Annotated in this window: 10 protein-coding genes; 5 read left to right on the top strand and 5 right to left on the bottom strand. The window is 64.6% G+C overall.

The genetic code is table 11. The features are described from left to right. Positions 1-24: 24 nt before the first annotated feature. From AC0J42_RS18635 to AC0J42_RS18615, 5 genes are all read right to left on the bottom strand, one after another. On the bottom strand, positions 25-498 hold the full coding sequence (locus AC0J42_RS18635; protein WP_473002984.1) for a hypothetical protein: 474 nt from the start codon (positions 496-498) through the stop codon (positions 25-27). Positions 499-715: 217 nt separating this feature from the next. Beyond that, entirely contained in the window at positions 716-3,169 is a 2,454-nt protein-coding gene (locus tag AC0J42_RS18630) for a TonB-dependent siderophore receptor (RefSeq protein ID WP_473002982.1), read from the bottom strand. Between the two features lie 91 nt (positions 3,170-3,260). After that, complete coding sequence (locus tag AC0J42_RS18625) at positions 3,261-4,214, bottom strand: FecR domain-containing protein (protein ID WP_473002980.1); 954 nt, start codon at positions 4,212-4,214, stop codon at positions 3,261-3,263. Positions 4,215-4,240: 26 nt separating this feature from the next. Then, a complete protein-coding gene (locus AC0J42_RS18620) occupies positions 4,241-4,786 on the bottom strand; it encodes a sigma-70 family RNA polymerase sigma factor (protein WP_473002979.1) in 546 nt (181 codons plus the stop codon). Between the two features lie 158 nt (positions 4,787-4,944). Next, positions 4,945-5,751 (bottom strand): alpha/beta fold hydrolase, encoded by an 807-nt coding sequence (locus AC0J42_RS18615; protein WP_473002977.1) that lies wholly within the window; start codon positions 5,749-5,751, stop codon positions 4,945-4,947. Between the two features lie 188 nt (positions 5,752-5,939). On the opposite strand from AC0J42_RS18615, the gene AC0J42_RS18610 reads away from it, so the two are divergent. The 5 genes from AC0J42_RS18610 to AC0J42_RS18590 all read left to right on the top strand — a co-directional run bounded on the left by AC0J42_RS18610 (position 5,940) and on the right by AC0J42_RS18590 (position 11,631). After that, the gene (locus tag AC0J42_RS18610) at positions 5,940-7,886 is read left to right on the top strand and encodes a hypothetical protein (RefSeq protein WP_473002975.1); all 1,947 of its coding nucleotides are present in this window, start codon (positions 5,940-5,942) and stop codon (positions 7,884-7,886) included. 154 nt (positions 7,887-8,040) lie between these two features. Then, positions 8,041-8,991, top strand: coding sequence for an SEL1-like repeat protein (locus tag AC0J42_RS18605; RefSeq protein WP_473002973.1), 951 nt, complete (start codon positions 8,041-8,043; stop codon positions 8,989-8,991). A 101-nt stretch (positions 8,992-9,092) separates the two neighbouring features. Then, complete coding sequence (locus AC0J42_RS18600) at positions 9,093-9,320, top strand: hypothetical protein (RefSeq protein WP_473002971.1); 228 nt, start codon at positions 9,093-9,095, stop codon at positions 9,318-9,320. A 264-nt stretch (positions 9,321-9,584) separates the two neighbouring features. Next, positions 9,585-11,084 (top strand): APC family permease, encoded by a 1,500-nt coding sequence (locus tag AC0J42_RS18595; RefSeq protein ID WP_473002970.1) that lies wholly within the window; start codon positions 9,585-9,587, stop codon positions 11,082-11,084. After that, positions 11,065-11,631: a DUF3156 family protein gene (locus AC0J42_RS18590; protein ID WP_473002968.1), complete on the top strand. Its 567-nt coding sequence runs from the start codon at positions 11,065-11,067 to the stop codon at positions 11,629-11,631. Before AC0J42_RS18595 ends, AC0J42_RS18590 begins: the two co-directional genes overlap by 20 nt. Positions 11,632-11,698 lie beyond the last annotated feature (67 nt).

Here is an 11,698-nt window from a genome sequence, read left to right as displayed (position 1 = left end):
CCGCCGAAGCGCGCCGAATCATGCTCAAGCCCACGCATACTCAGTCAACCTTTTGAATTCTGCCAAGGCGTCTTGAAATTGACCCCTGTGGAATGAGGCTCGTTGATTGGTCTCGTTCCAGTTCACGGCGGTGATCACGCCGGAAATGGTGTCGAGTGCTCTACCAAAACGCGTCCAGCTGACAATGTCGCCGCTTATTACTTGCTCCACTACCGCGACCGTACAGCTCAAATCCATGTCATCGGCGCAGACCAACAGCGGCACGATCGTCGAGCCGTCTTGTGCGGCGGGTTCGAGCACTTGCCATGCGTATCGAAGGTGGTCGTCCTCAATCAACCAACCTTGTGCAGGGACCAGACCCTCGGTGATGTCATTGCCCGCGCTGTCATACGCGATGCCTTTGATCCAGTTGTCCAGTGGAATGGAGTCAAGCGTGAAAACCGGGTGAGGGGCCGTGGTGTGTTTCGATTGGTGCATCGTTGCGCTGATGATATTCATGCCGGCTCATGCCTTGAAAGCGGAAGGGGCAAGACTATCAAAAACCAGGTTGGCAGCACCGAACACCTCGGTTCCAAGCTGTGGCAAGGCTGGTAACCGGCGTCGACGGAGGGGCGGCTTCTGACCGACAGCACCCTCCGCCGATGGTTGCTTTCAACCCACAGCCGCCTTTCGCAAAATGACATGCCAGCGTCTGCCGCCAGCATGCCTACGCGGTCTAGAAGTTCCCTTTCAACGTCACCATATAGTTGCGCGGATCACCGTAGTAGTTACCGCCAGTGCGGTCGCCGATGGTCGCGTAATAGGTCTTGTCGAAGAGGTTGTTACCGTTGAGCGCGACGCTCCAATGGTCGTCGATGCGGTATTGCAGCCGGGCGCTCCACAGCGCATAGCCGGCCTGCTCGGTCTTGATGGTGCTGGAGAGACGAGAGATGTCGCTTTGTGCGGTCACGCCGCCGCCAAGGGTCCAACGGCTCAGGTCGCCGGCCAGTTGGTAGTCGCTCCACAGGCGCAACGAATGACGCGGAATGAGCGTGTTGTACGTGGTGCCGTCACTCACCGCGACGTTCACGCTGCGCACTGGGCTTAACGTTTCGGTGGTGGTGTAGGTGTAACCCGCGCTGACCTGAAGACGTTCCAGCGGCGATCCGTTGAGTTCCATCTCGACGCCTTGCGCGCGAACCTTGCCAGTGTCGATAGAGCAGGAGGCGCAGATCGAGGCATCGTTGACCGCCACGGCGGCGTGTTCCTGATAGGTGCGGAACAGGCTCATCGAGCCATTGAGCCCACCGTCGAACCACTCGCCCTTGATACCCAGTTCGTAGTTCTTGCCGGTCTTGGGGGCCAGCACCTTGCCGCTGGCGTCGGTGTAGGATTGTGGTTGAAAGACGTCGGCGTAGCTGGCGTACAGCGTCAGGTTGGGCGTCAGGTCGAACAGAATGCCGGCAAAGGGCGTGACTTGGCCGGTTTCCCTGCGCTCGTCGGCAGGTGCAACGCCATATGCGTGGCTGTCATTGGTGTAGTGCCAGTCGCTGACGCGGGCGCCCAGTACCACGGTCAGTGGCTCGGCGAGTTTCACGCGCAGGTTGGCGTAGAGCCCTTGCTGCTTGACGGTGGTCTTGCTGGGGTACGGCCAGCCGCCACGGTAGCTGTTGTTGATGATATAGCTGTCGCTGGGCTCGACGAAGTGGGTGGGGTTGAACACGTCCGAGCGTTGCTGCATGAACGCCAGCGCCCAGGTGTCATGGCTGTGGGAGTAGCTGGTGTTGGCGCCAAGGGTCAGCTCATGCTCGAGGCCCCAGGCGCGGAATTTGCCGTCCAGGTAGCCATCGAAACCATAGTCAACCGAGTCGTAGTCAAACAGCCCGGCAATGGACTGGATCGAGGAGGACGTCGCACCTGGCGCGACGGTACCGACGCCTATGCCTTGTACGTATTTCATGTCCTGCAGGTTGTGGGAGTAGACCCCGGCAAGGCGTGTGCTCCAGTCATCGTTGAGGCGGTGTTTGACGTCGGCAAAGACTGTGGTGCGTTCACTGTCCCAGTGGTTCCAACTGGCGCCCAGGCAGGTCGAGCGCTTGAGCTTGATGTCAGAGCCATCGCTGTAGCTGGGCAGGCCGCCGAAGCAAGGAGTGGCCTGCAGCTTCTCGTAAGCTATGCCGATACCCGCGGTGGTGTCGTCGTTGAAGTCATAGTCCAGCGCGCCGTAGGCCACCTGGTCCTCGCGCTTGCCGTAGTCGTAAAAGTAATGCCGGCTTTGCTCGCCCACGATGGCACGGCCGCGCAGGGTGCCATCTGCGTTGAGCGGGCCGCCCACATCAACCTGCGTGCGGTAGTTGTCCCACGTCCCGCCCGATAAGGTGAGGGTGGTGGAAGGTGTGGCCTGGCCGCGTTTGCGCACCAGGTTGACCGCGCCGGCCGGCGTGCCGGCGCCTTGCATCATGCCTGCGGCCCCTCGCAGAAATTCGACGTGATCGTAGAATGCCATGTCGCTGCTGAAGCTGTTGGCCTGGACGTAGTTGCCGCCGATGTCCAGCGGTACACCATCGAACTGGAACGGCGCGTCCATCTTGAAACCGCGGGAGTAGAAATATTTTCCCCCCATGGGCGAGCCGGACACAGTAACGCCGGGCGTCTGCTCCATCACCTGATCGATGGTGTTGAGGTTTTGGTCATCCATACGCTTGCGGGTAATGACGGTCACCGATTGCGGTGTCTCCTTGATGCTGTGCTCACCTTTACCCAGTGTGATCGCACCGGTGGTGTAGGACCCCGTACCTTCGGTGACCGAGCCCAACCGACCGTTGATGTTGGTTGCAGCCAACTCCAGGGCGGAGACGTCTGCCACTTGCAACCGGTATTCATTGTTACCGATCACCTGCGCCGTGAGCCCGGTACTGGCCAGCAGCATCGTCAGCCCGGCGTTGACGTCATAGCGGCCATGCAGGCCCTGGCTGCTGCGTCCCTGCGCCATCTCGCTCATGCCCACCAGATAAATGCCTGATTCAGCGGCGAAGCGCGACAGCACGTTGCTGAGCGGGCCGGAGGGTATGTCGTACTCGCGGGTTGCCGTTTCAGCGGCCAGGGTCATGGCGCTGGGCAATGAGCAGGCGGCGAAGGTCAGCAGGGAAGCGCACAAACCTAGGGGGGCGCAACGGGGACGATAAAACATCGGTTCCTTGTCCTCAAGACGATGAGATGGGTTGGGTTCACTCCTAAACCCGGCGAGGCCCTGAAAAGCGGAACCGTATTGAAAAAAATATTCAGGGCTTGCTGTTGCTGGCGCTGATGGTGATCCACCAGGGCATGCGCCGGTCAACGTTGATCGGCAGGGACGAGGCGAGGATGGAAAGCGCGGCGTCGACATCACGCACCGGCAGGGTGCCGAAGACATTCAACTGCGCCACCGCAGGATCTATGGCGATGTGGCCGAACCAATAGCTCGACAGTTCGTCGAGCACCTGGCCCAGAGGAATGTCCTGGGCCAGCAACATGCCCCCAGACCATGCCCGCCTTGCAAGGTCTGCCGGGGCAGTCGGTGGCAGCGGGCCCACCGCGACGCTCTGCCGGCGACCCGCCTGAACGACCCGGTTCTCACTGCTGTCGGCACGGCTGACTTCAACAGCGCCCGCGAACACCGTCAGCTCGGTGGCCTGGTCGTGCAGCCGTACGCTGAATTCGGTGCCCAACGCGCGGAAGCGACCTTGCGCGGTCCTGACAATAAACGGCCGCTCGGCATCGTGTGCAGTCTCGATCAGCACCTCGCCCATGAGCAGGTGCACCAGGCGATGGCTGCCCGAGAAGTCAATGTCAAAAGCAGTCGTGGTGTTTAGCCACACGCGGCTGCCATCCGCCAATTGCACGTGCCTCAGCTCGCCGATGCCGCTGCGGTAATCGGCGACCAGGCTGGCACCCCAGGTGGGCAGCGGCGTCAGGCGCCAGCTCGACCAGAAGGCACCGATGCCGGCGAGTAAACCAAGGCTACGCAACACTGCGCGGCGCCTTACCCGCTGGTGCGCCAGCAACAGATCGTCGGCAGCGCGACGGCGGTCCGGCAACTTGTGCAAGGGGTCGAAGCGCAGGCTGATGGATTGCACTGCCTCCCATGCCACCCGATGGGCTGGGTCTGCCTCAACCCATTGATGCCACGCCGCTCGCTGCGCCGGGCCGGCTTCGCCACAGCGTAATTCGGCGTACCACTCGGCCGCTTGCTCCATGACCTTGAACCCGGGTTGGCCAGGCATCAGCAGGGTGTCTCGGCACACAGCGCGGTGGCTTCAGACGCCGCCTGCAGCTGCAGGCAGCCCAGCATCGCCCGCGCCACGTACTTGCGCACCATGCGATCGGACACACCCAGCTGGGCGGCCACTTCGCGGTCAGTCATTTGACACACCACCGCCAGTACAAACGCCTGCGCGGCTTTGTCGGGGAGCTCGATCAGCATCCGCCCGACCTCCTGCAAGGCTTGCAACACGGCCGCACTCTGTTCTGCCGACGGCGCGTAGCGCTCCGGTTGAGCGGCCAGGGTGTCGAGCCAGGCCTGTTCGATCTCTCGTCGCTGCCAGAGGTTGATGCACATGCCATTCGCGATCTTGCGAAGATAGCCGCGAGCGGCCAGTGCGTTGTCGAAAACAGGCTGCACAGGCTTCAGCAGCAGGCGCACAAAGGTGTCCTGCGCCAGGTCCGCCGCATCGACACTCGACCCCAGGCGCCAGCCCAGCCAGTGACGCAACCAGGCGTTGTGCTCAGCATACAGGCGCTCGACAGACGCAGAAGGCGGGTTCGACATTGAGGTGACTTACCTGAGAAATACTGGCGAAAGAGAACTTATATCATTTGCGAGCGGATTATTGAGAGTTTGATATTGAAATGCAATTGGTTCATCGCGCCCGTCCGCTCCCAGGCTCGCGTCCAGTTGCCGCGGACCCCGCCCAGCGCATGACAGCCTCAGCCGCCGACGAACACCGAACCCCGCAACGCCTCATCACCCCCCTCCCGACACAAAAACGCCCGCACCACCTCCGCCGTCTCCCTTGCACGCGTCACCACGAAAAAATGCCCCTCGTCCTCCATCACCCGCACTTCGGCACCCTTAATGGCACGCCGCAGGATTCGCGCGTTGTAGGGCTGGACCAGGGTGTCGCGGTCACCGGCAAGAATCAGCGTGGGCTGGCGCAGCCGGTGCAGCCGCAGCAGGCTGGTCCAGCCCGCCAGGGCGGCCAGTTGGTAGTAGTAGGCGCCGGGGTTGGCGGTGAGCATGCCTTTGGTCACGCCGAAGTGCAGCAGCGCCTTCAGTGAGTTGCGCGAGCCTTTTTCTGGCTGCCCCTTGACGTTGCTGCCGCGGCCGAGAAAGTCCAGCACATCGCCTGGCTTCACCCACATTGCCGGGCCGGCCGAGGTGGCGGCCAGGATCAGCCGGCGTACCCGGGCCGGGTAGCGCAGGGCGAACTCCTGCGCCAGGGCGCCGCCCCAACTCACGCCGAACACATCGACCTGCTCCAGGCCCAGCTGCGTGAGCATCCCGGCAATCACTTCGGCATGGCCGGGCAGGCGCAGGGGCCAGCGGGGCGCCTGGGATTGGCCGACGCCGGGCACGTCGAGGGTGAGGGTGGTGTAGTCCGCCAGCTCGTCGCGCAGCGGGTCGAAGGTCGGCATCAAGCCGCCCAGGCCGTTGAGCAACAGCAGCGGTGCGCCCTGGCCGCGGACCGAGACGTGCAGTTGCAGGCCGTTGACCGTGAGTGTTTGCGTTGTCATGGGTAATTACTCCTGGTCACCCCTACACCATAGACGCTGCCGCCGGCGACGCAGTTGAAACGTTCTGTCGAGATAATTTCCTCCCCAGAGCCTCAGTGTCCGTGGACGGAAGTGGCATACTTCCACGCTACCCAAGGCGCCAGGCGACAAATGCCGCCGCAAGCCGTCCTGTTTGGCAATGAGCGTACATGCACCCCGAACATCTTGACCTGTCCAGCCCCCTGTTCCTGCCTGTTACCCAGGAGACCTGCACACGCCTGCTGGCCGACGACGGCGCGGCCGGACTCGCCGCCCTGAGTGCCCCGGAACTGGCTGCCGTGCTGGTGATCCAGAACCTGGCCCAGGCCGCGGAAAAAGACCTCAACGCCGCCGGCGTCGAGAAGGTGCTGGCCCGGCTGATCGCCTGGGCGGCCGCGGCGAAGCAGCCGGCGGGCCTGCTGGGCGAGGCGCAGCGGCTGTTCGACCAGGGCAAGCTGTACTACGGCCTTGAGGCCATCAAGCAGCTGCCGTTGCGGTTCCTCGAGGCCGAGGAGGTGGCGGCGCAGGCCTACCTGCTGCCGGGCGGCGAGTGGGACAACTGCTTCAGTGTGCGCCACCACCAGGCGAACAACCCGTACCGCGAGCAGGTGGTGACGGCGCGGCACCGGGAGCGCTGGCTGAGCGACGCCCAGGACAAGCTGGTGCGCACCTTCCGCGCCAACCTGGGCGAGGATTTGCATGTGCAAGGCTACGCGGGGGTGGGCAAGAGCCACCTGCTGGGGGCCCTGCTGGAGTTCCTCACCCCGGAGGCCACCCTGGTGCTGGCGCGCACGTCGGGCAAGCTCGAGGTGTTGCGTGGCCACATGGGCGGGCCGCGGGACAGGAAAGCGGGGGCCACCTTCGAAGGCTTTGCCTATGCGCTGCTCAAGCACTCCAGGTTTCGCCCGCCGAACAAGGTGGCCGGGCTGCCGACCGGGCAGGCGCTGGCGTTGGAGCTGAATATCCTGGGCTTTCGCGGCTACGACGCCCAGGCCACGCTGAACCTGTGCATCAAGGTGCTGGCGCGGTATTCGGGCTCCAGGGACTACAGCCTGGGCGCCGGCCACCTGCCGCATTTCCAGCAGCCGCTGAGCAGCACTGACACCCAGGTGTTGCTCGAATACGCCAGTCGCCTGTGGAGCTACCTGGACGCGAACCCGGCGTGGGCCGGGCGGGGCGACTTCGCCACGTTGCTGATGATCAAGCGGGCCAGCCTGGCAGGCAGCGTGGTGCCGGCGCGCTTCACCCATGTGCTGATCGACGAAAGCCAGGACATTCCCGCGTCGCTGTTGCAGATCATCGAGCGCGGCAAGCAGGTGTTGATCACCCTGGGCGACGAGTACCAGCAGGTCAAGGGGGCCACCGTGCGGCGCACGCGCGAGGTGCGCAAGAGTGACCTGAGCTATTCGGTGCGTTCGGGGCGTAACGTCGAGCGCCTGGTCAACCCGCTGATCTCCCGACACTCGGCCAAGAGCAAGGTGTACTTCGAGGGCGCCCGCAACGCTGACGTGGGGGTGGAGCATTATCCCGAGGGCTTTGTGCCGCCTGAAGGCTGTGCGGTGCTGACGGCCTCGCGCTGGGACACCATGCGCTGGGCCATGCAGCTGGAGCAGGCCAACTGTGCCTTCAGCCTGCCGGACAAGGCTGCACAGGCCGACCTCCAATTGTTCATGAGCACGGCCATCACCCTGTTCAAGCCCGCGTTCTACAGCCGTGACCAGGCCGGCCACGCGGATTTCAACGAGCTGCTGGACTGGCGCCAGGTGCGCGAGGCCCATCAGTACGATGAAGCCTTCCTGTGGGTGGAGTCAGCGCTGGAGAAGGGCTTCAACCTGGCCGACATCACCCGCCTGAACCGCTTGCAGGTACAGGCCGGCAAAGGCTGCCTGCTGATGATGGCGCAGGACGCCGGCGGCATGGAGTTCGACCGCGTGCTGCTGACCCCCGAGCTGCTGACCACGGTGCAGTTCAAGGATGCCTACGCCTTCGACGAACGGATCTGCGCGGTGTACATCGCCATTTCCCGGGCGCGGCAGCAGCTGTACCTGCCTTTCGACGTGGTGGAGTGGGTGGAATATCATAAGGGGCAGCTGTTCCGGGAGTTCCACGGGTACTGATGCGGCCCCAAGCCGTCGCCGCTGCCGAAGGCTGCGCTGGCCAGCGCAGCGCCGGTGGCAGGGCCAGCGGCTGGATAGACATGGATAGGGAAATCATATGACAGCTTTCACACGGCAGTGGCGTCTCGCCCTGGCGTTATCGTTTTGTTGGCCAATGGCCGGTTGGGCGCAGGCAAACGTCGCCAGTGTCTGCCCGTCCCAGCGTTTCGAGCAATTTCTGCCAGCGTTTTCGGCGGACATTGGCCTGCAATCCGCTTTCCTCAAGCACCACGTGCGCGCGTTGCACCTGGTGCCTACCGCCGCAGGCGTCGTGCCCTACCAGCCGTTGGTGGACAGCCGGGCGCTGAAGTTTCCGCTCATGACCGCTATCGCGCACCCGCCGGTGGACTCGATCAACCTGGCGGCTGATGGCCTGTCTGCCACCTACACCGACAAGCGCGCAGGCCTGGGCAACATCAAGGTCTACACCTTCGCCCACGAGCGCTGCTGGGTGCTCACGGGTATCGAGGACTGGTCGGTACGCGATGCGCAGTTGAAGTTGCCCGGCACCGCCGGCATGTCACTGGCTGAACAGCGCTGCGCCGCCCGGGCGGATGTCTACGGGCAGCTTGGCGGCCCTGAGCGTTACCCGTTGACGGCCGAGTTTTTCCAGGCAGCGGAAGAATACTGGGTGTGCGCTGCCGGTTCGGGTGACCCGGATGCCAGCTACAGCGCGGCCAGCCTGAGCATGTCGGAAATGGCGCCTAACCTGGGCTATGCCGCTACGGAAAAGCTTTACCTGGCGGCCCTGAAGGGGCACCCCGACAGGGCCGCCATGCTGGCGTGGTATTACTGCGATGGTGGCGACCCGGCGGGCGCCGACACCTGCGTCGCCCCGGCGCAAGCCCGGGCCGTGTTGGAGCAAGGCGCAGCGACCGGCAATGCGCAAGCCCTGGGCTCCCTGGCCGAAGGGCTCGAGTCAGGGCGCCTGGGCCCCCCCGACGTGCCGCGTGCGCTGGCGTGCTACCGCGCCGCTGTGCAGGCTGGCAACACCGAGGCGAAGCCGCCGATGGATCGATTGCTCGCCAAGGGCGCCATCGCCGGCGAACCGGCTGGTTGCCTATAGGCAACCACCGCCCACCCGTCGGCGCCGCGGCACTTGCGTCGCTCCCCCGGCCTCCCACCTATAGGCGCGGATACCCCGCGCCCCCTAGGGGAGTCATCATCATGGTGAACACAACCAACGGACCAGAAGCCGCCTATCCAGGGCCGGATGACAACACGCCCGAGCACGACTCGGGGCTTGAGCACACCAGTTCCGAGCCGAAACAGGGGACCGGCGAACGCCCGGTTGACTGGGATCCGCCGCCCGGCAACCCGGGGTCCGACCAGGATGCCCAGGTGGACCGGGACAAGGGCAGCGCGAAGACCGACAGCCTGATCGATTCGGAATAGGCGTGATGCCAACAGGGGGAGCGGCTATGTCCCCCTGGGTCACAACCCCCAGAAAACACCCCCAGCCCGGTGGCCAGCGTCCGCCGGGCGTGCCATGGTCGGCGGCACGCTGGCAGGCTGCGGCAAATTCCTCGGCAGCCATGGGCAAGATTGGGCAAGGGCAGAAGGTGCAAAGTGCAGGCACGCGGCCACGGGCATCAGGGAAGATGGAAGGCAGTGCGCTGCTTATCTTTTTTGTCCAACCCACGCTGGGGCATGCAGACGATGTCGACCCACCATAAGCTCACAGAGCACCTGAACCGCGGCACCGTGGGCTTTCCCACGGCGCTGGCCAGTACTATCGGCCTGATCATGGCCAGCCCGGTGATCCTTACCGCGACCATGGGCTTCGGCATCGGCGGCAGCGCGTTTGCCGTGGCCATGCTGATTGCCGTGGTGCTGATGTTGGCGCAGGCGACCACCTTTGCCGAAGCCGCGAGCATCCTGCCCACCACCGGCTCGGTGTATGACTACATCAATTGCGGCATGGGGCGCTTTTTCGCCATCACCGGTACGCTGTCCGCGTACCTGATCGTGCATGTGTTCGCCGGCACCGCGGAGACGATCATGTCCGGGGTGATGGCGCTGGTGAACTTCGAACACCTCAACACCCTGGTCGAGTCGGCGGGTGGCTCCTGGCTGTTGGGCGTGGCCTTCGTGCTCGGCTTCGGCGTGCTCAATGCCTTTGGCGTCAGCGCCTTCGGCCGCGCCGAAATCATCCTCACCTTCGGCATGTGGGTCACCTTGATGGTGTTCGGCGTGCTGGGCCTGGTGGCGGCGCCGGCGGTGCAGTTGGACGGCTGGTTCGGCGAGTCTCTGGTGGGTAGCGACCTGGTCACCATCCTGTCGCTGGTGGGCATGGCCATGTTCATGTTCGTGGGCTGCGAGTTCGTCACGCCGCTGGCGCCGGACCTGCGCAAGTCGGCCTCGACCATGCCCAAGGCCATGATTCTCGGCTTGCTGGGGGTGGCCACCTGCATGTTCGTCTACGGCGCCGCCATGAAGCGCCAGGTCGCGAACCTGCTGCTGGACCCGGCCACCGGCCTGCATCTGTTGGACACCCCCATGGCCATTCCCAAGTTCGCCGCCCAGGTGATGGGTGACATTGGCCCGATGTGGCTGGGCGCAGGCTTCCTGTTCGCGGGCGCTGCCACCATCAACACGCTGATGGCCGGCGTGCCGCGCATCCTCTATGGCATGGCCGTGGACGGCGCGTTGCCGCGGTTTTTCACCTACCTGCACCCGCGTTTCAAGACGCCGGTGGTGTGCATCGCCGTGGCCGCGTTGATCCCGTGCCTGCACGCCTGGTACCTGGGCGGCAACGCCGACAATATCCTGCACCTGGTGCTGGCGGCAGTGTGCGCCTGGAGCACCGCGTACCTGCTGGTGACCCTGTCGGTGGTGATCCTGCGCATTCGTCGGCCCGACCTGCCGCGTGCCTACCGCTCGCCGCTGTTCCCGCTGCCGCAGATCCTGTCCAGTGCCGGCATCCTGCTGGGCATGTGGTACATCACGCCACCGGGGATGAACCCTGCGGACATCTACGTGCCGTTCGGGATCATGTTGGGAGGCACGGCGGCCTACGCGTTGTTCTGGACCCTGGTGGTGCAGAAGGTCAACCCGTTCAAGCCGGCCCGCGTCGAGGACGTGCTGGCCAACGAATTCGCCCGCGAGCCGGGCCAGGCTGCCACGGAGCACAGCGCCCATGTTACGTCGCCTGCTTGACCGAGCCCCGGCGGGCTACCGCCCGGGGGCGACCCTGGAACAGGTGCGGCGCAACCTGGGGTTGGCGGCGCTCGCTGGCGCCACGCCGGGCCAGGGCGCGTTCCTGACCGCCCAGGGCCTGCCCGTGGAGGTGGTGGAGCGGGTTGAAAGCCAGTGGCTGATGCACCTGGTGATGACCGAGTTCAGCGTGCGCGCGCCTGCCTCCCAACAGTGCGAGCTGCCATTGCAATTGCGCCATAGTGGCGCGTTGCGGCGCACCGGCGTGGTCTGTGTCGGTGCTGGCAGCAAGACCGGCTGGGGCGCCGAGGTCAAGCGCGCGCTGGAGCAGGACCAAGCCCTGCGCACGCTGTTGATGCCGCTGGATTTCAAGCGCCTGCAGCTGCAGGCCCGCCAGGGCGAATGGCGTATCACCCTGGAACACATGGGCGCCAGCGAGGTGGTCAACCGGCTGCCGGCCTTCCGCCGCTACGTTCGTCTCGACGACGTCCAGCGGCCGTTGCTGCTGGCGGCCCTGGCCGGCCTGCAACGCTGCCTGGCGGCCGTGTAGCGACCCTGGCCTGGTTATTGCTCAAGGTTCCACACTCAGCTTTGTAGTTGTGCCTCAATGGATAACA

This window comes from Pseudomonas sp. Tav-5-1A (genome assembly GCF_055755055.1).
The sequence above is the reverse complement of the archived record's forward strand: the minus strand, read 5'-3'. Positions and strand labels throughout refer to the sequence as shown.

Coding starts and splice junctions, on each gene's coding strand:
- AC0J42_RS18615 (WP_473002977.1), bottom strand. CDS start 5,751: ATGACAACGCAAACACTCACGGTCAACGGCCTGCAACTGCACGTCTCG.
- AC0J42_RS18600 (WP_473002971.1), top strand. CDS start 9,093: ATGGTGAACACAACCAACGGACCAGAAGCCGCCTATCCAGGGCCGGAT.
- AC0J42_RS18590 (WP_473002968.1), top strand. CDS start 11,065: ATGTTACGTCGCCTGCTTGACCGAGCCCCGGCGGGCTACCGCCCGGGG.
- AC0J42_RS18605 (WP_473002973.1), top strand. CDS start 8,041: ATGGCCGGTTGGGCGCAGGCAAACGTCGCCAGTGTCTGCCCGTCCCAG.
- AC0J42_RS18595 (WP_473002970.1), top strand. CDS start 9,585: ATGTCGACCCACCATAAGCTCACAGAGCACCTGAACCGCGGCACCGTG.
- AC0J42_RS18630 (WP_473002982.1), bottom strand. CDS start 3,169: ATGTTTTATCGTCCCCGTTGCGCCCCCCTAGGTTTGTGCGCTTCCCTG.
- AC0J42_RS18625 (WP_473002980.1), bottom strand. CDS start 4,214: ATGGAGCAAGCGGCCGAGTGGTACGCCGAATTACGCTGTGGCGAAGCC.
- AC0J42_RS18620 (WP_473002979.1), bottom strand. CDS start 4,786: ATGTCGAACCCGCCTTCTGCGTCTGTCGAGCGCCTGTATGCTGAGCAC.
- AC0J42_RS18610 (WP_473002975.1), top strand. CDS start 5,940: ATGCACCCCGAACATCTTGACCTGTCCAGCCCCCTGTTCCTGCCTGTT.
- AC0J42_RS18635 (WP_473002984.1), bottom strand. CDS start 498: ATGAATATCATCAGCGCAACGATGCACCAATCGAAACACACCACGGCC.